Here is a 24,164-nt window from a genome sequence, read left to right on the forward strand (position 1 = left end):
AACGGCTTCGAAGTCGCTTTTGCCGAGGCAAATCAGCCCCAGATAGGTGCGAATGAGATCGATGTTTGCAATGCCATGACGCTTGACGACTGAGCGTGAGGTTTTGGCCAGCGAGGTCTGTTTGTTGAGGCAATGTCCGACCAACGCCAGGCCGCCATGGGGTGTGATAGTCTCGGTTTTAGACTGTTCGAGTTTGAAGGTGCGCATGGAAAAAAGTCACTGTCTGGGTGAACGAAAAGCAGTGGTCATTTTACTGCTTCAGGCCGTATGATTACAGCTCTGCAGGGGTGTGAGAGGGGTTTTAAGTCACGGAATCAGGTAAAAGTCCGTTGCCTGAGATAAGAGACACAGAAAAAAACACAACACACAATCGTCTGCTCCGACTGCCAATAGGGTTATTTTTGGGTAGCGTGTCGGTGATATCTGGCACCAGCGGTCAAGCAATATTGACACGACTAAATCGCTGGCAGGGCGTTCTCCCCAGTAAAATCAATGGTTCAACCGACGGTCTTGCCCTGTTTGCTGCCATCGCCGCGATGGTCGGTTTCTTGTATCCAGCACAGAGTAGTAAGACATTTGACCTTATTGGGTTTGCAGGTGCCGTGCATTTACCCTCTGCCGTCTTATTGGGAATGAGTTATGGACTGGGATACTGGTTTTGCTTAGGGCGTGGTAATACACTGGATAAGCGCGTTTTATCTTTGTGTGTGGCGGTTTACCTGCTGTGCTCATTGGTGCGTTTCTGGTTTTGAAACAGATAAAACGATCTAGTTTTAGGCTTTATGAGTAATTACAGTGATAAGTGTTAAGCTTACGGAAATAATCTAATCATCTTGATTCAAAGGTATGACATGAAGAGCACAAGTAATTATGGCGTTTTAATGATGAACCTTGGCACACCGGACGGGCCAAATACATCGGATGTTCGCCGTTACCTCAGGGAATTTCTTTCTGATAGCCGAGTGGTTGATCTTAACCCCCTGCTGTGGAAGCCTATTTTAAATTTGGTCATTCTTACCATTCGACCGCCTAAGGTGGCGAAGGTGTATCAGCAGGTTTGGATGGACGAGGGCTCACCCTTGTTGGTGCTTAGCCAACGTCTTAAGGAAAACGTTAAACTTGCGTTATCTGAAAAAGCCGGTCATGACGTGCCTGTTGAGCTGGCCATGACTTACGGTAACCCAAGTGTTGAAAAAGCCGCGAACGCATTACGGGCGCAAGGTGTCACCAACATCATTGTCGTGCCAATGTACCCTCAGTTTTCGGCGACCACGACTGCCGCTGCTTATGACCGCTTGATGTCTTCGTTAGGTAGATGTCCTCATTGGCCTGCTTTGCAGTTGTTGCATGATTACGCTGATCACCCACTGTATATCAAAGCATTAGCCGATTCTGTCCGCAGACAATGGGAGAAGCAGGGCGAGCGCCGCCATCTTGTAATGTCTTTCCATGGTATCCCTAAGCGTTATGTGACTAACGGCGATCCTTATGCAAGGCGTTGCACGACAACCAGTCGCTTGGTTGCAGAAGAGTTAGGGTTAAGTGATGATGAGTGGACGCATGTGTATCAGTCTCGATTTGGTCGTGAAGAATGGTTGAAGCCTTATGCCGATGCCACGTTAAAGATGTTTCCGTCTCAGGGTATAAAAAGAATCAACGTAATTAGCCCAGCGTTTGCTATCGATTGTATTGAAACACTGGAAGAGATCACGCTTGAGCTGGGTGACGAATTTAAAGACAACGGTGGTGAAGCGTTTGACTACATTCCCGCTTTGAACGACTCTCCTGAGCAGGTTGCTTTGTACATGGATCTGATAGAGCAAAACACCAAGCAATGGACGTAACTATGACAAAGCCTGCCGCGCCTATTGTGCGAATCGCATTCGATGCGGACGATACTTTATGGCGTAATGAAGATATTTTTGCGCATGCTCAGGATGAGTTTATTCGCCTGCTTCTGCCTTATCAGAATGAGGATTTTATTCGTTCGCATTTAGCCGAGATGCAAATTCATAACTTGGCGCATTTTGGCTACGGCATCAAAGGTTTTACCCTGTCGATGATTGAAACCGCGATCGAATTGACAGAAGGTCGAGTCACCGGCAGCGAAATTCACCAGATTATCCAGCTGGCTAAAATCATGCTGGCTTCTCCAGTGGAACTTTTGGAGCATGTTGAGTCTGTGCTGTCTCAACTCAAAGGTAACTATCAGCTTATGGTCATCACAAAGGGAGATTTGCTCGATCAAGAAAGTAAGCTTGCGCGGTCAGGGATTGTAGATTATTTTGATGATATTGAAATTGTCAGTGATAAGAAGGCGTCAACGTACCAACAAATTCTTCAGCGCTATCAATGTTCGGCAGAAAATTTTTTAATGGTAGGGAACTCGCTCAAATCAGATATATTACCTGTGTTAGACATAGGTGCTAGAGCGCTGCACATTTCTTACCATACGACATGGGCTCATGAAGAAGTGTCTGACGATATCTTAGGGCAATACCCTCAGCTCACGCAGCTGGATGACATGAGCCAATTAATACCTTGGTTATCGCGCGTTTCGTTAAGATAAAAAGGCCATAATATGATGAAAGTAAAAAGTGTTTGTGTTGCCCTGTTGCTTGTTTCTGGCGTGTTACAAGCAGACGACAGTTCAATGGATAAGTCGATCGATAAAGCGAAGGTCACGGCAGAAAATTTTTGGGAAAAAACCAAAGAGGTGTCTGCAGACTTAGGTGAAAAAGCCTCCGTGCTTGGTGAAAAAGCATCGAAAAGCGCTGGCGAAAACGGAGAGGTCGTTTGGGAAAAAATGAAAGAAGCCGGATCAGCAACCAAAGAGGGAGCTAAAAAAGGTGTCGACAAGGTCAAAGAATACATCAACGACAGTGATTGCGACAAAGACAGTCTGTTTTGCTTTAAAGATTAGTCGGGGCGAGACAACCAAGTCGTGACTGATTCCGATCGTAATATTCGTCATTCTAACTGGGAACAAGAGTTTCTGGAGCAAGATGATGCTCGTATTACTGCGGCAAAAGTGCGCTACCGTTGTCCTAAGTGTCAATCTCTATTGCTACTAAAGAAGGGGGCGAAAGGTGACTTTTGGGGGTGTGAATCTTATCCCTCCTGCGATTACACCGCGAACGATGAGGGGGGAAAGCCGGTTAGAGCGAAACGCTATCTTTGCCCATCTTGCCAGTCACCCTTGCGCAAAAAAACCTTTAAAGACAACGTATTTTGGGGATGTTCTCGCTACCCTGAATGCAAAGTAACCGTAGAAGATGATAATGGTGTCCCGTCCAGTACAAAAAAATACCCTTGCCGATCCTGCGGCCATTATTTAGTAAGAAAAAAAAGTAAAAATGGCTACTTTTGGGGGTGTATTACCTACCCAGTCTGCACAAATACGCTGAATGATGATAACGGCATGCCTGTCCCCAAAAAGAGACGTGGGTAGTCTCTTTTTGGGCATGTAATTTTTTGGACATGCAGTATCAATGGTTATGTTCAATTTGTTGCAGCGCTAGGGCAATGTCTGGGTAAGAAAAATCAAACCCTTGTTTTTCCAATCGCTTTGGAATGATTTGTGGCCCTTCTGTTAATAAACTTGCCATTTCTCCAAAAATCAATGTCAGTAACCATTTTGGTGTGGGTAACAAAGCAGGTCGACCTAATGCTGAGCCGTAGGCCTTTGCAAAGTCTTTTTGTTTAACCAGCTGTGGTGCGACCAAGTTGTATACACCCTGATAATCGGAATCTGTCACTGCAGACAAAATAGCCTTAACAACGTCTTGTATATGAATCCAAGCAAACCATTGATCGCCACCCGCAATAGGGCCGCCGCCACCTAGTTTGAAGGGAAGGCGCATTTTCTCAAGCGCACCGCCCTTGCCCAAGACGACACCCAAACGATAGATCACCACACGGGTTTGAGCACTTTCAAAGGCTTTAGCAGACGCCTCCCATGCCTTACATAGGTCATGGGCAAAGCCAGACTCGGGCAGTGTGTCTTCATCGAAAATACCGTCTTTAGACACACCATAAAAGCCAATTGCCGACATGGATACGACCACAGAAGGTGGATGCTTTAAAGAAGCACGTACGGCATCCGTGAGGGTTACTCGACTTTCATGTAACTCGTGCTTGCGCTTTTCAGTCCAGGGTTTACTGGCAATATTTTCGCCTGCAAGATTAATGAACACATCTATTTTGGCATCCAGATTGGGCAATGTGTCTAGGGTGACCTGAGTGATATCCGCGCTAAGGTTGGGTTTTATTGCCCTTACTAACGCATAAATTTTGTGATTGCCTAATGAAAGGGGGTGAGAAGAATTCTGAGAAAGTGTCTCCAGTAGAGACTGCCCAATAAACCCTGTCGCGCCGGATAAAAGTATGTTCATTCCATGACCTTATGTAGACTGTGGAGGTTAAAATATTACGTAGAAACAAAGAAATAGGATCAGTCTGCCACTTTTTCCCATCACACTGTTACTGTACCAGTTTTTTTCTTAATAAAGACCAGAAGATTATAAGCTTTTTTCCTCCGCACCTTCTTTTTCTATCAGAGGATAGATAAAATGACGCATCAAGAAACATTAGGTATCAAAATGCTACGTAAAGAATACGATCACATCATACTTCTTGCACATGGAAGCCCGGATATTCGTTGGAAAGAGCCGTTTGAAACGCTTTACCAGCAGGTCACTGAGGCCTACGGCGCAGAACAGGTCAGTCTTGCTTATATGGAGCTCACCACACCTTCCCTTGAAGACGTGGTTGAACAACTTGATCCAACACACAAACACATTGCCGTATTGCCTCTTTTCTTAGCTGTGGGTCGTCACTTGAGACGCGATGTGCCGGCTCAGATTACGGCATTACAAACCGATCAATTGCAAATCACCTTACTGCCACCTATCGGTGATGACGACCTTGTAAAGCAAGCGATGCAAACGGTTGTCGCCACGCATCTTGGTAAAGTTTAGCCATGTGTGTTGTTATCCATGGCTGGAGCCCACTTAATGCTATTTAAACATTTGCCAGATGAGCTCTTTCAGGCATTGAGCGGTTCCAACAAGACCTTGATTGAAGCCGTTCTGATTGATTTAGCCGATATCTTTTATGATCATGCGGATGATCCTATTAAAGACAAATCCGTCATCATTGAGTCAATTGAAGACACCTTGCACAAGCTAGACACATTAGCCTGGCATGACGATCAAAAAGAGTCCTTTGATTCGCCTAAAACAATTCATGATTACGCTTTAAGAATCTACCATCGCCTCGTAAGCACAGGCTGGCTGGTCGAAGAGCAAGAGTTGTATCGTGTTAGTGTTTTGATGACGCCACAAATTTCTATGTTGCTCAAAGCCTTGATTGAAATCAGTCATCACGGCAAGCGCAATTACGGTGCCACTGTATTAAGTATCCTAAGCAATCTTGAGTCTGTTGCGAATCACCCAACAGAAAGGGGAGTGACGCTCAGTCAGTCTGCCGAAGCGGCACGGGATTTTTCGGCGCACTTAAATCAGATTTTGCTTGGTATTCGCAGTCTACAATTAGAGTTGTTTGAAAGTCGTGACCCAAAGGCCATTGTCGCTGGGTTCTTTGATCTTTTTGTGGAAGGCATTCTCATTACTGACTACAAGACGCTCAAAACCAGTAACAACCCCTTTCGTTTTAGGCGACAAATCTTAGAGCTGACCCATGCTTTTTTAAGCGATCTCGATGTACTAGACAATATCGCTCAGTGCTATGCCGACCAGCAGCTTATTTCTATGGACAAAGCCAAGGCCATGGTGGAGAAGGATTGTCGAGACATCATACAGACCTTTAGCAATATTGAACAACGGTTGGAGCGGATAGACGAATACCGCTATCGTCTCGAAAAACGTGCAGCAGACACGGCTCGATATATGGACAGCTCTCGCCCCGGTATGGCCAATAAAATCGCAGGGATTATCTCTGATGCCGCTAAATTTGATGCTCCACCCGTATTGAAGGGCATGATTGGCAGTCGCTTTATTGGTGTTGCATCAGCAGCGCAGCCCTCCAAACGACGTGAACCGCCACCACCTCGTATTATGACGCCTGCAGAAGTCTCTGCTGAAGCCATCAAAGTACGTGATCAACAACGCCGATTCCATGAAGCCCGCCAAGTAACATTGCCTAAAATGGAAAGTTATCTGGAAAAGCAGCTCTCTAACAATCCCAGCAAACACATTCTTGATTTCACGATTGAGTCAGTTGAAGACTTTGTATGCTTTGACCATCTGCGTTACGTTGGGTCACTTGGTGTCAGCGCTAAGAAGATTGAAGACGCTTTTGAAATACAGTTTACACATCGTTATCTAGACGTACACAGCTTCGTTGAATGTCGCGAATTTACGGTCGTGCGTAGGAGTAAAGCACCATGTTAAAAGAGTTAAAAAAAGTGGTTGAAGAGTCTGGAAAAGACGTAGAAGAGTTTCAGCATACAGCCAATTTCGTATTAGCCAATCAATTCGCCAGTGCCTATAAGCATGGTCAGCGTAAACATTATTTGTTGCTTGAGTCCTATCAGGAGTATTTTGACCGTTTGTTTTCCGCGTTAGGCATGAAATTATACATCAACGAAAACGAGCGTTTGGCTGGCGTATTGCCGATTCAAAAGGAAGCGTTTGTAAGACTGAAAACCGATGAAACGCTGTTCCTATTGATACTCCGCCAGATCTATGAAGAAAAGATAGAAAACTTTGAAGTGGATAATGGTTTCGTAGCAAGCAACACCCGTACTATCCTTGATCGTTTTGTGCAGTTGGTCAAACGTGATGTACCTAACGAGACCCGTTTCAAAGATATTTTGGCTTTGTTAAGCCGTCACGGTGTGTTAATTCGTGGCAAAACGTACGAAGAAGACAGTAAAAACCAAATCATTAATATTACGCCTGTGGTGAGATTGATCGTGACTGAAGCGTATCTGCGCCAGTTAGAGTCGTTCAACGGTTCCGATCCCGATGAAGACGATATTGAAGAAGATTCAGACACCCAACAAGATGTTAATCAGGACGAAGGCTAATCAATGAAAAAGTTAAATCGAATCGTATTGGTGAATTGGTACCTGTTGGGCGCAGAAGAGATTGATATTCGAGGTAATACTGCGATTATCGGGCCCACCGGGTCAGGTAAGTCGTCATTGTTGGATGCCATTCAGACGGTTTTGACCGGGGCGAGCAAGCGACACCTAAATTATAATGCCAGTGCCAATGACGGCAAAGCCAGCGGTCGTAGCATTCGTTCCTATATTCTTGGCATGATAGATTCAGGTCAAGCGAATGCAAAAGTGTTTGGTACGCAGCCTAGAGAAGATGCGGTGAGCTACTTGGCACTTGTCTTTGAAGACAGCATAACGCAAAAAGAGTCCACCGTCGGTTTGGCATTGAGTGCGTCCTTGGCGTCTCCAGAAGAAGATGTGTTGGGGCGTTTTGTGTTGTCTAATGTCGGCGTCAGAAAAACAGACTTTATTGACCAAATGGACGGTAAGAGTTATCAAGCAAAGCCTTGGATTGATGTGCGGGAGGCCATGAAAAAGAATTGCCTCGATCCTTACATTAAATCAGGCAGTGCGTCGGCGACTCAATACATTAATCGTTACCTCGAAGAGTTGAGTCCAAGTAACGACAAATTGATCACGTTGGACGGTTTTTTAAAGAATTTTAAAAATGCGTTGAAATTTGTTCCCATTGCGTCACCCACTCGCTTTGTCCAAGACTTTGTATTGGCAGAAGCGCCTTTGCAAATCGGGGCGTATCAGAAATCCCTTAATGAGTATCGTCAGTTAGAAGCCAAGACACTTGAAGTGTCTAAGCGCATTGATGATCTTGTACTGATTCAGCAAGACTGCGGCAAAAAGCACCAGCAAGAACAAAGTTCGGTGAATTATCAATGGATTGCGACCGAGGCACGTTTTGATGAGCTAGGCAGCAAACAAGACGATATTCAAGATCAATACGAGTTGCAAAAAGAGCGTGAAGAAGAAATAGACGAAGAATTGGCCACGCAAGGCAGTCTAATTAAGCAGCTGCAAAGCCAATTGTTGCGTTTTGAGCAGCAATACGAGCACTCCGATGTTGGTCTTAAACTTCAGCAGCTTGAGCAAAGTAAAAAGCTGCTTGTGTTGCAGGGGCAACAAGATCAAAAAGCCATTTTACAGGTACGTCAGCTGACGTTACTGCTGTCCTCTTTGTTGGCATTTGAAGATCTGTTAACTCAAGACACCGTCGATGTTATTAAACGCTTTGCTGAGTTCGATGGTCTGATCACGGAAGAGGGTCGAGTTGAGGGAAACCTTAAACCGTTAACGCAACAGCTTATTGCCCTGAATGCTCTATTAGACGCTGAAAAGTCAGCGGTATTCGGACAGCGTTCTGTGTTGCACCGTAATATTTTGAACCTCAAAGACGAATGCAAGCAGTTAGAGTCAGATGTTTCTTCCTTAAAAGGAGGTGTGAGTCCGCTCTCTCAAAACACCAAACGTTTAATCGCTTTGCTCGCTGATGCGCAAATCACCGCAACGCCCTTGAGCCACTTAGCGGAAGTGGTTGATCGCAGGTGGCAAGATGCCATAGAAGGTTACCTTGGTTCACAGCGGGAAGCCTTAATTGTTGAGCCGGAGGACGCCGAAGAAGCCATTCGCATCTTTCGTGCTCACCGTCGCCAATTAATGGGGTGTCGTGTTATTGATACCACACAGACACGGCTTTGGTTGAACCGCGGTGATCAGCATTCTGCGTTACGTTTTATCCGTTGCAGTAATGATCACGCTCAAGCGTATTTGAATCGTCGTCTTGGCGGTATCAAGCCGGTTGAAACAGAGCGAGAACTGCTGCGTGAAGACAGTGCGATGACCGCTGATGGCATGTTAAAACTGTCCGGTACCATTTCGACGATTCGATTTGTTCCTCATATGATGGTTGGCATTAATACGGAAGGAATGCGTGAGTCGAGAGAAAAACAACTCATGGCGTTAAGTTCTGAATTGGCTGGCTTCTTAAAAGCAGACCAACGCCTTGAGCAAGCAGATACTTTGCTCGGTCGTGTGATGGCAAATAACCAGTTTGATACAGAGGCGCTCAGCGGCGCCAGTCATACTTTGACCCGACTCGCTCAAGAGTTGGAATCGGTTGAGGCAGAAATCGCACAATTACAAAAGCATGATGACACTGAGCTTCAAGAACGTATTGAAGCCCTTAAGGTACGCATTGCAAACGTAGAGTTGGAACAAAAGAAGCTTGATCGAGAGCGCCAACAAATTGCCGAGCAATTTGGTTCCTTGAATACTCAAAAAAGTCAGCTAAGTTCTGCGCTATCGACTTTGGATGAAGAACGTAATCGTCTAACCTCTCATCCTAATTATGATGCTGAATACGCCAGCGAACGTTATGCTTTGTTAGAAAATAGCATGGTAAATGGAGCAGCCATCTATAAAGAAGCCATGAGCCGAGCGGAAAGGGCGAGCGATAAGGCGCGTGGTTTTGATCAAAAAGTGCGTAAAGAAGTCGCTGACCACTATGCTAAATATCATCAAGCGAACTTAGACAACGACATACAACTGGACTATTTGGATTCTAAATTTGAAGAGTTTGAGCAGTATGTCTGTTATCAAATCAAGGTGCTGAGTGAGACAGAATTAGCAAAATACGCAAAACGTGCTGAGTCAGCCCGTAAAGAAGCAGAAGAGACTTTCCGATCTGATTACGTATCAAAACTTAAAGACTCACTTGATCAGGTCGCGCACATTATTCGAGAGCTTAACCACAGTCTGAAGCGTCGGCCTTTTAATCAGGAAATCTATCAGTTCCGTTTTTACCCAAATGGGGATATGAAAGATATTTTACAACTGGTTGAGCGTTTTAGCTCTCAGGATCAGGCTCATGTAGGCAGCTTATTTGATATTAGTGCCAGTGAAGATCCTGATCATATTAGAGCCATAGAAACCATACAGGCACTCATTTCAGATGAAGAGAAGCAACAAGACCTAGCGGACTACCGTAAGTTTTATAATTTTGAAGTGGATATTCTGGACTCAGAAGGGAATAAAAAAACCACTTTAAGTCAGCGTATTCAAACTGGGTCAGGAGGGGAGCATCAAATTCCTTTCTACTTGGCGATCGCTGCGGCCTTGTCAACAACCTATCGCTTGCATGAAACCCCCGAAGGTGAGATTGTCGGTGGCTTCTCCCTTGCTATGTTTGACGAAGCCTTTAATAAGATAGACATGGTGAAAACCTCTACTTGTATGGGCTTTATGAAAGACATCGGTCTGCAGGTTATTGCCGCCGCACCTGATGATAAGCGTGCTGTAATGGCGGCCAACATGGATACCATTATCAGTGTTTGGCGCGAAGGGGGTGCGGTTTCTATTGATGTTGCCTACCCTAAAGAAAAAGGCAAAGCATTACTGAATGGTTAATAAGTCTGTGCCACTTTAAATTCAGGCCGTTTTAACCGGTTTCTTATTATTTACTAAACGACTACTGAAAGGGATGATCATGACAATACAGTCACAAATCGAACAACGTATTCAAGACGCCTTACCTGTGCATTTTATGACACTGGAAAATGAAAGCTACATGCATAACGTGCCTGCTGACAGCGAAACGCACTTTAAACTGGTATTGGTGAGTGACGCATTCGAAGGCAAACGCACTGTTCAGCGCCACCAAATGGTCTACGCTATTTTATCTGATGAAATGCCAAAGTTTCATGCGCTTGCAATGCACACTCACACAATAAAGGAATGGACGGATCGAGCAGACAGTATTCCTTCGTCACCTAAGTGTAAGGGAGGAGAATAAGACAGCCTGTCTTATTCTGATTGCTTTATGAGTATCACCGTCGCTGTAGATGAGCCAAATGACTGTGTCATTATTCGTGTTTTAGGCAGTTTTGATTTTTCTTTATTCAACGATTTTCGTGCGGCCTATACAGATTTATCAACGACATATGAGCGTTATATTATTGACATGAGCCAAGTGGAGTACTTGGACAGTGCCGCACTGGGTATGTTATTGAGTATGCGTAATGCTATTGATTTGCCGGCGCAAATTGAGTTGAAAGGGGCGAATGACTTTATCAAAAATATACTGATGATCTCCCGTTTTGATAAACGCTTTGAGATTCAATAAGGGGCGATAATGAAATTATTGTGCGTAGACATTGATGCAGTGTATCGCGACATTATTTCCCTATACGCTGAGAAAGAAGGCATGGCCGTAAAGATTGAGTCTGAATTCGATGCGGCGCGCTCGTCTTTTCGCGAGTTTATGCCTGATATTGTGATTGTGGGTGTTGTGTCAGAGCTAGAGCAGAGCTTTGCTTTGTTGCACGCACTGAAAGCCGCATCAGGTGACCGTTTTACGCCGATTATTTGTTTATCAGATCATGCAACCAATGCCGTAATGGACAGGTGCTTTCAATCCGGTGCAGACGACTTTATTTCAAAACCCTTTAACGAAGGGTTGTTTCATATTCGGTTGAAAACACATTTACGCCACATTCACTTAATGAAAGAAATGTATCGTAAAAACAAAGCCCTTACCTATTATCAAACCATGATAGAGCGTGAACACGAGATGGCTCATCATGTACTTGATCATATTCAAGGGCGCAGCGAGAAAAATTCACAATATGTCGCTATAACCCGTTTATCCGCAGCCAGTTTTAACGGTGATCTTGCTTTGGTGAAAACACGCTCTGATGGCGCGCGTTTAGTTTTTGTTGGGGATTTCACCGGGCACGGTTTACCGGCTTCCATTGGCGCTTTGCCGATTATGCAGGCATTCTTTGATGCCGTTGATGACTTACTAAAAATTGAAGTGTTAGCGGAAAAAATGAATCGTATATTATTAAACATTCTACCGGACTACATGTTCTGTGCGGGCTATTTAATCTATATGGGGCGCGACGGTGACATTCTTTACTGGGGCGGGGGAATGCCCAATGCACTGATTCGTCGTACGAACGGTGAGATGGATTATTTACGTTCGACGCATATGCCACTTGGTATTTTGCCTGCTTCAGAGTTTGAGGGGAAACTGGAAGCGAATCAGCTCTCAACAGGAGACACTTTGATCATCGTTTCTGATGGTGTGTTGGAGCTTAAGAACAGTGAAGGCTTAATGTTTGGAGACGAAAAAGCCTTGCAGCTTATTCAAACGGCTTATGCTGAAAAAGACTTAATAAAGGCACAATATCACACTGAAAAAGTACTGGCGGATTACCGCGGTGAGTCTGCACAGCTAGATGATATTACGTTGGTTGCTCTTAGGTGCTAAACACGTCCTTGTGTATCATAGCAAATAACCGATTATTTTTTACCGTTCTTCTTTTTGGACTTATTATTTTTAGCCCCTGACTTAGGTCGAGTTTTTGGGAAAGGACGTTTTTCTGGTTCCGTTCTCAGTACCAAAAATAGATCAGTTACGACTTCAGGGATTTGTGCAATACATGAGGTGGTCAACTTTTCGCTGCTGCGTATTTCTACCACTTCTTCATCATCGAAAAGATCAGATGCCACCATAATAGGCAGCAACAGCTCGGCAACAGATTCTTCTTTTTCAGACTCAAACCATTGGCCTTCTGTCATGAAAACACCTTCCATAAAGCCGGTCGCCCACTCTTGAAGTTCACTCAGTTCTTCAGGAGAATCGCCCATCTCAAGTTCACACGGAACAAGAAAACCATCTTCCGATTCTAGCTCTTTTTGAATATCTAAAAATAAACGTGATAAATACTGAAGTATTTGTTTTTCTTGCTTTTCATTGTCAAAGGTAGGGGTATCTTCGAAGATAACAGGAAGCCATTGCTCTTCTGCTATGGCAATGGGACAGATAGACAGCGCCGTTAAAAAGCCATGTGCCATAACAAAGTTTTGACATTCCTCATGAACTTGGTCTGATTCTAAAAAGATTTCCAGTGTTTCTAACTCAAGATCGTCGAGAGGTTGGTGTGCCATATACATGTCTTCCTAATACAAATTAAGCCTAAGATTTTATCGAAAAGAAGCTGAAAAATCGATGCAGAAAAGGCTGTGTTAAGAGATAATTCCCAAATGAATGTAAAGACACAAATACTCAAGCGTTTTGGCTTTTCTCAATATCGTCCGTTGCAAGAAGAGGCGATTGATGCTTTGCAGGCAGGGCAAGATGTTTTACTTGCTGCTCCGACTGGCGGGGGCAAATCCCTCGTCTATCAAGTTGCTGGGCTGATGCGCTCTGGAATGGCGGTAATAGTGAGCCCGCTTTTGTCCTTGATGAGTCAACAGGTCGTCGCATTAGAAAAAAAAGGTATTCGTGCAAAATTCTTAAACTCCACGCTCAATATTAATGAGCAAGAGGATCTTGCTTGGTCGTTGCATCGACAACATATTGACCTTCTGTACTTATCGCCTGAAAAACTGATGCAGCCCTCCGTCATGCGTTTTTTACAAAGTATTGATATCGCGCTCTTTGCCATTGATGAGGCGCATTGTATTGCGCAATGGGGTGGGTATTTTCGTCCAGAATACAGCCAACTAGGTCAGTTACGCGATCTATTCCCAAACGTTCCCACTATTGCCCTCACAGGAACCGTTGATCGAGATACGATTCAAACCATTCAACAAACTCTGCAACTAGTCAGCCCATTAGTACTAAGAAGCAGCTTTGATCGAAGTAATATTCAATTAAATATCGCGCAGAAGCGAAAAGCAAAACAGCAAATTCTTTATTTTCTACATCATGAAGTCGCCGGTGAAACAGGCATTATTTATTGTCGGTCGAAAAAGAAAACAGAAGAGATAGCGACTTGGATTCGTGAATTAGGGCTACCTTGCCTACATTATCACGCTGGTATGACCGAGGAGCAAAAGCAGTCCAATCATAAGACATTTTCCTCTCAGCATGGGGTTATTATGGTTGCAACTACTGCTTACGGTATGGGGATCGACATTTCTCATATTCGCTTTGTTGTGCACCTGGATTTACCCAGTAGCCCAGAAGCGTATTTTCAAGAAGTTGGTCGTGCCGGGCGTGATGGCGAGCCTGCAAAAGCACTTTTGTTGTATGGCCTACAGGATATGCTTCAAGCTCAACAATTGCTCCATGCACAAGGTCAGCACACAGAGAACACTCAAGTAGTCATTGGCAAAAAGAACCCGCAACAGCTTTTAAACTCGTTGTTTCAGATTCTCGAAGGGCGAGGGTGTCGGCGCCAAAATTTGTTGTCACATTTTGATGAGGTTATTGACGCTTGCGGCAATTGTGATCGTTGTCTTGCCAACTCGACTGAACAGAATATGACAATTGCAAGTCAGAAGCTGTTATCGCTTATTTATCACACGAAAGGGGTGCAGCCTTTTTCATTACTCATCCAAGTGTTGCTGGGTAAAAAGACAAAATCCGTAGTTGCTGCAAATGCACAGGCGTTAAGCTTGTTCTCTAAAGGTAAAGAACTAACTGAAAGCCAATGGAAAGCAGTGGTACGCCATTTAATAGCCTTTCAATTTATTTCTGTCCAGAGTCAATATGGCTTCACGGTGCATATTAATGAAAAAGCGCGTTCTATTTTACGAGGTGAACATCAAGTTATCATAACAACAGAACGCTTTTACCCAACGTTGAATGAGGATTGTCTTGCTTCTGAGCAGGTGGACTGGCATAAGGTGCTAGCTTGGAAGCACCGCTGTCTACAGGTGAAAATTAGTGAGACGCAACTAAGGTTGATTTGTCTGCATAAGCCAAATACGGTGGCTTCTTTAAGTCGATTGACAGGGTTGCCAAAGGAGGCCATTAGCGACGTAGCAGATGATCTGTTTGCCATCTTAAACCCTGACACTACCTCAGTGGAAGCACTGCCATGCCCCTAGAAAAAGGCAAAGATTCGTCGTCTTTTCTTTGTCAAATATCAGACAAAGACATTGACCTCATTGGAATAAAAGTAAAAGAGTGTTTCGAAGTAGCAGAGCGTTTTTTTGGTTGTTCTTTTCGACGAGCCAGTTATAACTTCAAACAAAAGGGCAGGGCAGCAGGCACAGCCCATTTACAAAAGAATGAATTGCGCTTTAATCACTTTATGTTTAGCCAAGATACTAGAACATTTCTAGAGACAGTCGTGCCTCATGAAGTGTCGCATCTCATTGTTTACCAGATTTATGGCAACACAGTGAAACCCCATGGTAAAGAGTGGCAAGCAGTTATGCGTAAGGTCTATTCGTTAGCGCCTAATCGAACCCATAACTTTGAGACGCCAGCGCCTAAAAGTTGCTATGAATATAAGTGTTCCTGCCAGCATCACCTGTTTACGCCCCATCGTCATAACAGAGCGTCTAAAGGTGTTCAGTATGTCTGTAAATGTTGTCGTGTGACCTTGCAATTTATAGGCAAAAAGTGATTTTTAATGTACTTACAGGCGATAACTGCCATTTTTAATGCGATAAAGAACGCCTTGTAGTACCATAGCGGCGTTTTGTTTATAGCGTATTTATGATGGATTTATCAAACCGACCTAAAGAAAAATTAGAGCTGAATAAGCTCCAAAAACGTCTCCGCAGATTAACAGGCCAAGCCATTGCTGACTTCAATATGATTGAAGAAGGTGACAAAATTATGGTGTGTCTATCCGGTGGCAAAGACTCCTACACTATGCTTGAAATACTGCGTAACTTGCAGGCAAGTGCGCCCATCAATTTCAGCATTGTGGCAGTCAATCTTGATCAAAAGCAACCTGGCTTTCCTGAACATATTTTACCTGCTTACCTTAAAGAGGTTGGTGTTGATTTTCACATCTTAGAACGTGATACATACAGCATTGTCAAAGAGATTGTGCCAGAAGGTAAAACCACTTGTGGGCTGTGTTCTCGTCTGCGTCGAGGGTCCTTATATGGCTTTGCGGAAGAAATTGGTGCAACGAAAATAGCGCTTGGCCATCATAGGGATGATATTTTAGAAACGCTGTTTCTGAACATGTTTTTTGGTGGGAAACTGAAGTCCATGCCCCCTAAGCTGTTAAGTGATGATGGAAAGCACGTTGTAATTCGTCCTTTAGCGTATTGCAAAGAGAAAGATATAGAAGCGTTTTCTGTGCTTAAGGAATACCCTATCATTCCTTGTAACCTCTGTGGCTCTCAAGAAAACCTTCAGCGTCAAGTAGTGAAAGAGATGCTACAAACATGGGAAAAAGAATTTCCAGGACGAACTGAAACGATGTTTTCTGCCATGCAAAATGTTGTGCCATCACACCTTGCTGACACCGATCTGTTCAATTTTAAAGAGTTGGAACCATCAAAAGAGGCTTCCGATAGATTAAACATCATTTCATTATAGGACAATAAATATGAATAGTTTCACATGTAAAGCCTTATTAATGGCAGCAGGAATTCTCGGGTCATCTGTTGTGGCTGCCTCATCGGCGGGCGTGAGTTTGACAAATGAGACTGTTAAAGGGGACCTTAATGTCAATATGGGCAGTTTTGGCCTTAATGTAGGTCTTTCACGTGATGATGATACTGACAGCACAACAGGCTATGTTGGTGCAACCATTGAAGACTCAGATACAAGTGGCCCACTGCAAGCAGGGCTGGGCATTCGTTTAAACGCCATTGATAATAATCGACCTAATGACAACGACTTGTCCTTAGCAGTAAGCTTGGGTGGTTGGTATCGTTATACTCTTCAGAAAGCGAATCGTGTGAGTATTTATGGCTCTCTTTATTATGCTCCTGAGGTGCTTTCGTTTAACGATCTAGACCACACTTACAACTATGAGTTTCGTTTAGAGTACATGACGATGCGTAATGCACGTGCTTATGTGAGTTATGGTGAAACGGTTACCATCTATAACGACGGAAGTCGTAAAGAAATTAATGACGGCGTTGCTTTTGGCGCAAACGTAATTTTTTAATATCTTTTGTAGTAAAAAGCAAAAAGGTGGCTTAGTTAGAGTCACCTTTTTTATATCATCTGGTGTTTAAAGCTGACAGACAAGTCAAAAACTAATCTACAGAAAACTAGTTTACAGAGTGTGTAGGTTTATTCGTCAGCGTAGGCGCACAATCCAAAGACAGAAATATTGTTGTCTCTTAGTTTTTGACTGCCGCCGAGATCAGGTAGGTCGATGATAGCGGCCACTTCTTTGATGTTAGCGCCTTGTTCTGTGAGTAATTCAATGGCCGCGAGTAGGGTGCCACCTGTTGCAATTAAATCATCAAACAATAGGACCTCATCGCCCGCCTTAACAGAACCTTCTTGTATTTCAAGTTCTGCTTCGCCGTATTCTAAAGCATACTTCTGAGAAATGGTTTTTCCAGGAAGTTTGCCTTTCTTGCGTATAAGGATCAGAGGTTTTTGTAATTCATAAGCCAAAACAGCAGCAATAAGGAAACCACGAGCATCAATACAAGCGATATGTGAGATGTCGGATGCAATGTATCTGTGTACATAAGCATCTACAACCATTCTCATTCCTTTTGGATCACTGAAAATAGGAGTGATGTCTCGAAAGCTTATGCCGGGTTTTGGCCAGTCTTCAACCGTTTTAATGAGCGATTTAATGTAAAAATCATCGTAAAGCATGCTTTAAAAGTCTCGATTATGTATTTAGATGTTTGATATTTTACCACAATCACTCGCCACTCCGACCAGTTTTTGTATTTCTGGAAAATCAATAATCTCAATTTCTTTGCCGTCAACATGAATCAACTCATTTTTTTGAAAGCGCGTAATAACGCGACTAACCGTTTCTACCGCTAAACCTAAGTAATTCCCCATCTCGCCACGAGACATAGAAAGACGAAAAGAGCTGGCAGAATAGCCGCGTTTTTTAAAGCGGTTAGAGAGGTTCAACAAAAAAGACGCCACTTTTTCATCGGCATTTTTTTTGCCTAGCAAAACCATCATTTGCTGATCGTCTGATATTTTTCGGCTCAGCACTTTAAATAATTGACGCTTCAAAGAAGGGATATGAGAAGACAGCTCTTCCAAATGACTAAAAGGAATTTCACATACTGTTGTTGTTTCTAGTGCCTTTGCAGAGACAGGGTAAATATCGGCATCGATACCGCTGAGTCCGACTAATTCACTTGGACAATAAAAACCGGTGATCTGTTCTTCTCCAAGTGACGTAATATTAAATGTCTTGAGAGTGCCAGATCTGACTGCATAGACTGAGCCGAATGCATCACCTTGACGGAAGAGAAATTCTCCTTTTTTCAAAGGTTTTTTTCGTTCAATGATTTGGTCAAGCCTATTAATGTCTTCATCAGCCAAAGCAAGAGGAAGACACAATGCGCTCAGGCTACAGTTTTGGCATTGTGAGGTAAGTGTGCTGTTAAAACGTGACGATGCATGTGTGGCTGTCATTTCAATCTCCCTGATCTCTCGACTTAGATCACTTTTGAGTACTTTATATTTTTGCTTAAGAATTTATCAAATACCATACAGATGCCGCGAATGAGTAAGCGTCCGCGTTCTGTAACTCGTAAAGTGGTCTGCATTCCACTTTGGTCAATATTTAACATACCATCATCAATCATGGGGGATAGTTTGTCTAGTTCTTCTGAAAAATAATCAGAAAAATCTAATGTAAATTCTTCTTCAATATCTTTTGTGTTAAGGGCAAACTGAGAGATCAACGTCATAATGACTTTGTGTCGGACTCGGTCGTCAAAGTCACTCACGTAACCTTTTGCGATAGCAAGCTGACCGCTTTCGATACTATAACGATAGTCTTCTAAATCAGTATGATTTTGAATATATACCCCTTGTAAGTCACTAATAGCAGAGACACCAAAAGCAATTAGGTCTGTACCGGCATGAGTCGTATAACCTTGGAAGTTACGTTGCAGTTGGCCCTGTTTCTGAGCGATAGCAAGGCTATCGTCTGGCTTAGCGAAGTGATCCATACCAATGTATTCATAACCCGCATTCATTAACGCTTCAATGCTCATTTTTAGTAAATTAAGCTTCATTTCCGGTGCAGGAAGAGTGTCGTCAGATATGCGTTTTTGTGCTTTGAAACGCTCTGGCAGGTGTGCGTAATTAAACAGTGAAATTCGCTCTGGTGACAGCTCAATGACCTGATCTAATGTTTCCTTAAAGCCGCTGATTGACTGAAAGGGTAAACCATAAATGAGATCAAAATTAATGGACTTAATGCCCAATTCTCGCGAATAATTTACAAGATCTGCCACCATTTCGAGAGATTGCACTCTATGTATCGCGTTTTGTACCTTTTGATCAAAGTCCTGTACGCCCACACTGATCCGGTTAATGCCCACTTCAGTTAATAATGCTAATTTTGAACGCGAAATTTCCCTTGGATCGATTTCAATGCTGTAGTCTTGGGTGCCATCATTGACCAAAGTGAAATGCTCATTAATATGACTAAATAGCGTTTTAAGCAGATCTTCCGTTAAAAACGTAGGTGTGCCACCCCCTAAATGCAGTTGAGTGACCGGTCTATCATGGTCGAGCATTAAGCTTCTGAGGCGCATTTCTTCGTTAAGAAGTTCTACGTATTCAACTCCTTTGCTGTATCGTTTACTGACAATTTTGTTGCAAGCACAGTAATAGCAAAGATGCGCACAAAAAGGGACATGAAAATACAGACTCAACGGCCTGTCCGAAGGCGTGAGCATCTTGTCTATTAGTGCAATTTTGTTGATAGCAGGGTTAAACTGCGGCGCCGTTGGGTAAGATGTGTAGCGTGGCCCAGATAAATCGTATTTAGTGATGAGTGAAGAATCCCAGATCATGGTGTAATTCCTATTAAATTTTCTAATGCGAGTTTACCTCTTCATCTAGAGTGGTTATCTGACACATATCAAGGTGCGATCACACAGTCACGTTTAATTAAAACAGCTTTGGAAGCCTTTACTATGATATCTATGCCGTTCTATTTAGCACATGGCGCGGGTGCTGGACACAGCAGTTCTTTTTTACAGCAGCTTAATAGGGCACTTTTGTCATCAGGAATAGAATCCGTCATTCCTATGACTTTTGATTATATGAAGCAGCAGGAGGCGATGGGGAAGAAGCGTCCACCTCCCGCTTTTGCTAAGCTGATCCCTGAATATGAAGCCGTCATTTCTAAACAAAAAAAGTCTTGCGTTGTGTCTGGGAAATCAATGGGGGGGCGGGTTGCTTCGCAGCTATCTGCGTGTCCAATGGTGAAAGCGGTTGTGTGCTTTGGCTTCCCTTTTCATCCCGCAGGGAAAACTGAAAAGCATCGATTGGCATTTTTGCAGGCGTTGCAAGTGCCTTGTCTCATTGTTCAAGGCACTCGTGACCGTCTTGGAGGATTTGAGTGGGTATCTCAACAGAGCATTTCACATCTTGTTGAGATTGTTTGGGTGGAAGGCGCTGACCATGATTTCAATGTACTTAAAAAATACAATAGAAATCAGGACGACGTTGTCAATGAAATAGCAGCAACCGTTGTAAAGTGGCTTCAAAATGCGCTTTAAAAACAGGATAATAGCGTCAAATGTTTAGAATTAAGTGAATGCTATGGAATATACTGCACTGTTGGACGCCACCGGCTTGCTTTGTCCTGAGCCGGTTATGATGCTTCATGCAGAAATGCGGAAGCTATCTGCGCAAGAGGTATTGAAAGTCATTGCTACAGACCCTTCTACAACAAGAGACATCCCTAAGTTTTGTCAGTTTTTGGGGCATCGACTGTTGGATCAGGCTCAAGACGGAGAGACGTATTTTTATTGGATTGAGAAAAAGCAAAAAGCCTGATGTATGATCAGGCTTATTGTTTTGTTTAACGGTTGTTAAATAATAACGTTAACCGCATTACGCAACTTGACGTTTTCCATGGGGCATTTTTACACCTAAAATAGCGTTGTCATAAATCATCGCAAAACTTGAGAAGGCAATATCAACATCCAATCGCAGTTGGCGAGCAACATCATTAGAAGAGATAAGTCCGCGAATTGCTTTGCTTTCTTCATCAATCACTAATAAATGTTGAAGGGGGTTTTGACGTTGGCTGTATAGTAGAGACTCAATATCTGCGTGCAATAATGAAGTGTATGATAGGGCTAACAAAATGTCTTTTGTCCTCATTAAGTCCGCTACGGTTAGCTCTGATCTTGTAAAACCGTCAGCTACTTTTGTAATAAAAGCTTCTTCAGATAAATCTTCCAGACTGATAACGCCTAGAAAGTGATTGTCACTGTCCACGACTAATTTCATTCGCACATGTTCTTTGCGCATTAACAGCACCAACTCTTCGGCTCGAGTGTTGGCTTCTATTACCCTAGGTCCTGCTTTTTTAAAGTCAGTAAATACCGTGGTTGCTGGAGAGTATAGTCCAGTGTTGTCGACTGCGGCAGGCCAAACAAGGGTATTAATATTTTTGGTAGATACATAAGTAAGTGTTTTCATGATACGTCCTAATAAAAATATAGAAAGAAAAATAGGATGGCTTATATCATGAATAAGGTGGCGCTCTTGGTTTTATACTCTGGTGATGGAGTCTAAAGGTGACGGGTGGAAGATAATAATTATCAAGTTCTAACCGCTGAGCGGCATCTTGAACGGTTACGTAAGGTGGTAGGTAATAACCACTGTCTGCATCGTGGTCTCTGTCAGTATTGTTAATCTCATTATATCGCTCTTCAATACTTGGCTCTAACCAGCGATAACTGCTTTCCTCTTGAGCATGAGCACGCTGAGATATCGTCATAAGAGACGATAAGATCACTGCGATAATCATAAAGAGTTGAAGTTTCATGGTAAGTTTGAGTTTGCCTAATGATTGAAAAAGCTGACTTACTCAATATAAGCTGGCTTTATTATAAAGCACAGCTTTATTTAGATATTGCTATGTATTTGCATTATTTACTTAAAATTCAGTGAAATAAGTCTAAATACGCTAAAAAATTAGACGTCCTTCGCAGGGATCATAATGGTTGCTTCACCGGTTACAACGACTTTTCCATCGCATTCGCAAACGGTTTTTAGTGTGGCTCGACGGCGACGGATATTCATGTCGGCTACTGTGATGGTTGTAACGACTTCCTGTCCAATAAAAACAGGCGCACGAAATTTAAGTGTTTGCTCTAAATAAATGCAGCCGGGTCCTGGCAATTGAGTGCCAATGGCTGCAGAAATAAAGCCCGCCGTGAGCATGCCGTGAGCAATGGGTTGGCCAAAAGAAGTCGTTGCAGCAAATTCTGCATCTAAATGAACAGGGTTGGTATCACCAGTTATCTCTGCGAAAGCCTGTACATCTGTCTGGGTAACTGTTTTTCGATACTCGATTTGTTGATCAATAGTGAGTTGTTCTAACGTATAACCTAAAGTCATGGTGAATCCTTATCTTGTAAATTTGCGATATGGTACACTTTCAGCGCATTATTCTTAAGAGGTATCTATGGTTAAATTGGTGATTTTTGACTGGGATGGGACCTTGTTCGATTCCATTGACAACATTTGTGACTGTATGTTGAAAGCAGGACATTTAGCTGGCGCACCAGAAAGAAGTAAAGAGGACATCAAAAACATCATAGGCCTTTCATTAGACAAAGCGATCTCCGTTGTTTGGTCAGAGTTGACCTTATCTGAACAAAAAATCATTGTTGAGCATTACAAAAAGATCTATGTGGCGGCTGATCAAAAAGCACCGATAGCCTATGTCGGTGTGCTAGACGTATTAGCGCAACTACACGAGAAATCAATAAAGATGGCAGTGGCGACAGGTAAGACAAGAAAAGGCTTGGATCGAGCATTTTCTTTAACACAAACTAAGCATTATTTTCAGGCTTCACGCTGTGCTGATGAAGCTTTATCTAAACCTAATCCGTTGATGCTTAAGCAATTATTAGAAGAATTAAACATCAAGCCGGAGGATGCTGTCATGATAGGGGATACTGAATACGACCTCAATATGGCGAATAATGCAGGAATACCCAGTGTTGGCGTAACCTACGGCGCTCACTCAAAATCTCGTTTAGAGGCATGTCAGCCATTGGCTTTAATAGACTGCTTTACTGAATTACCACAAATATTAGGTTTATAAAAATGAGTTGGACTGAAGAAGAAGATAAGCAAGCGGTTGATGATAAGAAGGTCAGTGAGGCGCCACAGGATCAAAATACACCAAATACAGACAGTAAGAGCGAAAGAGACACAAATTCCGCTATTTTAGCGCTTTTAGAAAAAACACTGAATGATAATGTGGTTGAGAAAAGACGCGCTCGTCGCTGGAAAATATTCTTTCGATTCTTTACTTTTTTAATTTTTGTGACGACGGCATCTGTTTGGTTTGTTAAATCAAGTTTGCAAGATGTTCGCCTCGAAACCGACATTGTGGCAATGATACCTATGCGAGGCGTTATTGGGTCAGGTGCAGATATCGATTCCTCCGTTTATGTCGATTTACTCAACCGTGCTTATCAAAATACTCGCCTTAAAGGTGTTGTTATTGAGATGAACAGTCCTGGTGGTAGCCCTGTTCACTCCGGTATTATTTATGATGCGATTCGTTCAAAGCAAGTCTTGTATCCGAGCATTCCTGTGTATGTTGTGGTTGAAGATATGGCGGCATCTGGCGGGTATTATATTGCTTCTGCCGCAAATACTATTTATGCAGACAAGGCCAGTTTAGTCGGGTCAATTGGTGTAATTTCTTCCGGTTTTGATGCAAGCGGTTTATTAGAAAAAGTGGGGGTGGAGCGTAGAACGTTTACTGCGGGTCGCAATAAAGCATTTCTTGACCCTTTTGCTCCCATGACAGAAGAGGCTAAACGTAAGTGGCAGGCGGTTTTAGATGAAACGCATCAGCAATTTATTCAAGCGGTAAAAGCAGGGCGTGGTGAACGCTTGACGGTGACCGATGATGTTTTCTCGGGCATGGTTTTCACTGGTTCACAAGCCGAGAATATTGGCTTGATTGATGGTTTATCAAGTGTTAATGCGGTCTTGGCGAATGAGTTTCCATCGGCTAACCCTGTTTTTTATAAGCCTTCTCAAAATGCTTGGAAAGAGCTGGCAGAAGAGTTAGGGGTAGAAATCGCGACAAAAGTGCTTCATAAGATGAATTTGCAGTAGCTATTTCGTTAGTACTTATTAAAAGCCCCATTCGGGGCTTTTTTTTGCTAAATTTTCGCCTTTCAATTCTTTCTTAAAGTAGGGTAGTTGTAT

The 24,164-nt window shown here is 43.1% G+C and carries 28 protein-coding genes and 1 pseudogene; 20 read left to right on the forward strand and 9 right to left on the reverse strand.

Translation table 11 applies throughout. From position 1 onward, the window contains the following. Positions 1 to 207 (reverse strand): annotated as a pseudogene (locus LG368_RS00005) (IS1380 family transposase); the annotation flags it as partial. A 122-nt stretch (positions 208 to 329) separates the two neighbouring features. On the opposite strand from LG368_RS00005, the gene LG368_RS00010 reads away from it, so the two are divergent. From LG368_RS00010 to LG368_RS00030, 5 genes are all read left to right on the forward strand, one after another. Then, positions 330 to 752: a hypothetical protein gene (locus LG368_RS00010; RefSeq protein ID WP_226752693.1), complete on the forward strand. Its 423-nt coding sequence runs from the start codon at positions 330 to 332 to the stop codon at positions 750 to 752. 99 nt (positions 753 to 851) lie between these two features. Beyond that, entirely contained in the window at positions 852 to 1,844 is a 993-nt protein-coding gene (hemH, locus tag LG368_RS00015; RefSeq protein ID WP_226752694.1) for a ferrochelatase, read from the forward strand. A 2-nt stretch (positions 1,845 to 1,846) separates the two neighbouring features. Then, positions 1,847 to 2,569: an HAD family hydrolase gene (locus LG368_RS00020; RefSeq protein WP_226752695.1), complete on the forward strand. Its 723-nt coding sequence runs from the start codon at positions 1,847 to 1,849 to the stop codon at positions 2,567 to 2,569. Between the two features lie 12 nt (positions 2,570 to 2,581). Next, positions 2,582 to 2,923 carry a hypothetical protein gene (locus tag LG368_RS00025; RefSeq protein WP_226752696.1) on the forward strand — a complete coding sequence of 114 codons (342 nt, stop codon included), beginning with the start codon at positions 2,582 to 2,584 and terminating at the stop codon, positions 2,921 to 2,923. Between the two features lie 21 nt (positions 2,924 to 2,944). Then, positions 2,945 to 3,451 (forward strand): DNA topoisomerase family protein, encoded by a 507-nt coding sequence (locus LG368_RS00030; protein ID WP_226752697.1) that lies wholly within the window; start codon positions 2,945 to 2,947, stop codon positions 3,449 to 3,451. 37 nt (positions 3,452 to 3,488) lie between these two features. Here LG368_RS00030 and LG368_RS00035 read toward each other — a convergent pair whose 3' ends face one another. Beyond that, the gene (locus LG368_RS00035; protein ID WP_226752698.1) at positions 3,489 to 4,394 is read right to left on the reverse strand and encodes a TIGR01777 family oxidoreductase; all 906 of its coding nucleotides are present in this window, start codon (positions 4,392 to 4,394) and stop codon (positions 3,489 to 3,491) included. A gap of 177 nt (positions 4,395 to 4,571) precedes the next feature. Between LG368_RS00035 and LG368_RS00040 the strand changes: the two genes are divergently transcribed. From LG368_RS00040 to LG368_RS00070, 7 genes are all read left to right on the forward strand, one after another. Next, positions 4,572 to 4,979: a sirohydrochlorin chelatase gene (locus LG368_RS00040; protein ID WP_226752699.1), complete on the forward strand. Its 408-nt coding sequence runs from the start codon at positions 4,572 to 4,574 to the stop codon at positions 4,977 to 4,979. Between the two features lie 36 nt (positions 4,980 to 5,015). Next, positions 5,016 to 6,413, forward strand: a complete 1,398-nt coding sequence (locus LG368_RS00045) for a Wadjet anti-phage system protein JetA family protein (RefSeq protein ID WP_226752700.1) — start codon at positions 5,016 to 5,018, stop codon at positions 6,411 to 6,413. Next, a complete protein-coding gene (locus LG368_RS00050) occupies positions 6,407 to 7,051 on the forward strand; it encodes a DUF4194 domain-containing protein (RefSeq protein ID WP_226752701.1) in 645 nt (214 codons plus the stop codon). The genes LG368_RS00045 and LG368_RS00050 overlap by 7 nt, the downstream gene beginning before the upstream one ends. A gap of 3 nt (positions 7,052 to 7,054) precedes the next feature. Next, a complete protein-coding gene (locus LG368_RS00055; RefSeq protein WP_226752702.1) occupies positions 7,055 to 10,444 on the forward strand; it encodes an SbcC/MukB-like Walker B domain-containing protein in 3,390 nt (1,129 codons plus the stop codon). 79 nt (positions 10,445 to 10,523) lie between these two features. Continuing rightward, on the forward strand, positions 10,524 to 10,829 hold the full coding sequence (locus tag LG368_RS00060) for a BolA family protein (protein ID WP_226752703.1): 306 nt from the start codon (positions 10,524 to 10,526) through the stop codon (positions 10,827 to 10,829). 27 nt (positions 10,830 to 10,856) lie between these two features. Next, positions 10,857 to 11,159 (forward strand): STAS domain-containing protein, encoded by a 303-nt coding sequence (locus tag LG368_RS00065; RefSeq protein ID WP_226752704.1) that lies wholly within the window; start codon positions 10,857 to 10,859, stop codon positions 11,157 to 11,159. A 9-nt stretch (positions 11,160 to 11,168) separates the two neighbouring features. Beyond that, entirely contained in the window at positions 11,169 to 12,308 is a 1,140-nt protein-coding gene (locus tag LG368_RS00070) for a PP2C family protein-serine/threonine phosphatase (RefSeq protein ID WP_226752705.1), read from the forward strand. A gap of 32 nt (positions 12,309 to 12,340) precedes the next feature. Here LG368_RS00070 and LG368_RS00075 read toward each other — a convergent pair whose 3' ends face one another. Next, entirely contained in the window at positions 12,341 to 12,988 is a 648-nt protein-coding gene (locus LG368_RS00075) for a UPF0149 family protein (protein ID WP_226752706.1), read from the reverse strand. A 96-nt stretch (positions 12,989 to 13,084) separates the two neighbouring features. On the opposite strand from LG368_RS00075, the gene LG368_RS00080 reads away from it, so the two are divergent. The 4 genes from LG368_RS00080 to LG368_RS00095 all read left to right on the forward strand — a co-directional run bounded on the left by LG368_RS00080 (position 13,085) and on the right by LG368_RS00095 (position 16,911). Then, entirely contained in the window at positions 13,085 to 14,878 is a 1,794-nt protein-coding gene (locus tag LG368_RS00080) for a RecQ family ATP-dependent DNA helicase (protein WP_226752707.1), read from the forward strand. After that, positions 14,869 to 15,402: a SprT-like domain-containing protein gene (locus tag LG368_RS00085; RefSeq protein WP_226752708.1), complete on the forward strand. Its 534-nt coding sequence runs from the start codon at positions 14,869 to 14,871 to the stop codon at positions 15,400 to 15,402. The genes LG368_RS00080 and LG368_RS00085 overlap by 10 nt, the downstream gene beginning before the upstream one ends. 92 nt (positions 15,403 to 15,494) lie before the next feature. Further along, positions 15,495 to 16,334, forward strand: coding sequence for a tRNA 2-thiocytidine(32) synthetase TtcA (gene ttcA, locus LG368_RS00090; protein WP_226752709.1), 840 nt, complete (start codon positions 15,495 to 15,497; stop codon positions 16,332 to 16,334). Positions 16,335 to 16,344: 10 nt separating this feature from the next. Next, positions 16,345 to 16,911: a YfaZ family outer membrane protein gene (locus tag LG368_RS00095; RefSeq protein WP_226752710.1), complete on the forward strand. Its 567-nt coding sequence runs from the start codon at positions 16,345 to 16,347 to the stop codon at positions 16,909 to 16,911. A gap of 128 nt (positions 16,912 to 17,039) precedes the next feature. Here LG368_RS00095 and LG368_RS00100 read toward each other — a convergent pair whose 3' ends face one another. Genes LG368_RS00100 through hemN form a run of 3 tightly spaced genes read right to left on the reverse strand, consistent with a single transcriptional unit; the run spans position 17,040 to position 19,762 of the window. Continuing rightward, positions 17,040 to 17,582, reverse strand: coding sequence for an adenine phosphoribosyltransferase (locus tag LG368_RS00100; RefSeq protein WP_226752711.1), 543 nt, complete (start codon positions 17,580 to 17,582; stop codon positions 17,040 to 17,042). A 24-nt stretch (positions 17,583 to 17,606) separates the two neighbouring features. Beyond that, on the reverse strand, positions 17,607 to 18,368 hold the full coding sequence (gene fnr, locus LG368_RS00105; RefSeq protein WP_226752712.1) for a fumarate/nitrate reduction transcriptional regulator Fnr: 762 nt from the start codon (positions 18,366 to 18,368) through the stop codon (positions 17,607 to 17,609). Positions 18,369 to 18,391: 23 nt separating this feature from the next. Beyond that, complete coding sequence (gene hemN / locus LG368_RS00110; RefSeq protein ID WP_226752713.1) at positions 18,392 to 19,762, reverse strand: oxygen-independent coproporphyrinogen III oxidase; 1,371 nt, start codon at positions 19,760 to 19,762, stop codon at positions 18,392 to 18,394. A 123-nt stretch (positions 19,763 to 19,885) separates the two neighbouring features. Between hemN and LG368_RS00115 the strand changes: the two genes are divergently transcribed. Both LG368_RS00115 and tusA read left to right on the forward strand, forming a co-directional pair. Beyond that, complete coding sequence (locus LG368_RS00115; RefSeq protein WP_226752714.1) at positions 19,886 to 20,473, forward strand: alpha/beta family hydrolase; 588 nt, start codon at positions 19,886 to 19,888, stop codon at positions 20,471 to 20,473. Positions 20,474 to 20,516: 43 nt separating this feature from the next. Further along, positions 20,517 to 20,753, forward strand: a complete 237-nt coding sequence (gene tusA, locus LG368_RS00120; RefSeq protein ID WP_226752715.1) for a sulfurtransferase TusA — start codon at positions 20,517 to 20,519, stop codon at positions 20,751 to 20,753. Between the two features lie 57 nt (positions 20,754 to 20,810). Here the strand turns inward: tusA and LG368_RS00125 are convergent, their stop codons facing one another. The 3 genes from LG368_RS00125 to LG368_RS00135 form a co-directional block, all read right to left on the reverse strand. Then, positions 20,811 to 21,404, reverse strand: coding sequence for a CBS domain-containing protein (locus tag LG368_RS00125; protein WP_226752716.1), 594 nt, complete (start codon positions 21,402 to 21,404; stop codon positions 20,811 to 20,813). A gap of 46 nt (positions 21,405 to 21,450) precedes the next feature. Then, entirely contained in the window at positions 21,451 to 21,753 is a 303-nt protein-coding gene (locus LG368_RS00130; RefSeq protein ID WP_226752717.1) for a hypothetical protein, read from the reverse strand. Between the two features lie 149 nt (positions 21,754 to 21,902). Beyond that, positions 21,903 to 22,328, reverse strand: a complete 426-nt coding sequence (locus LG368_RS00135; protein ID WP_226752718.1) for a MaoC family dehydratase — start codon at positions 22,326 to 22,328, stop codon at positions 21,903 to 21,905. A 67-nt stretch (positions 22,329 to 22,395) separates the two neighbouring features. On the opposite strand from LG368_RS00135, the gene LG368_RS00140 reads away from it, so the two are divergent. Continuing rightward, positions 22,396 to 23,040 (forward strand): HAD family hydrolase, encoded by a 645-nt coding sequence (locus LG368_RS00140; protein WP_226752719.1) that lies wholly within the window; start codon positions 22,396 to 22,398, stop codon positions 23,038 to 23,040. A gap of 2 nt (positions 23,041 to 23,042) precedes the next feature. Then, positions 23,043 to 24,071 (forward strand): signal peptide peptidase SppA, encoded by a 1,029-nt coding sequence (gene sppA / locus LG368_RS00145; RefSeq protein WP_226752720.1) that lies wholly within the window; start codon positions 23,043 to 23,045, stop codon positions 24,069 to 24,071. The last annotated feature ends 93 nt before the right edge of the window (positions 24,072 to 24,164 follow it).

The sequence above is a fragment of the Marinomonas algarum genome, from assembly GCF_020532605.1.
Lineage (GTDB): Bacteria > Pseudomonadota > Gammaproteobacteria > Pseudomonadales > Marinomonadaceae > Marinomonas > Marinomonas algarum.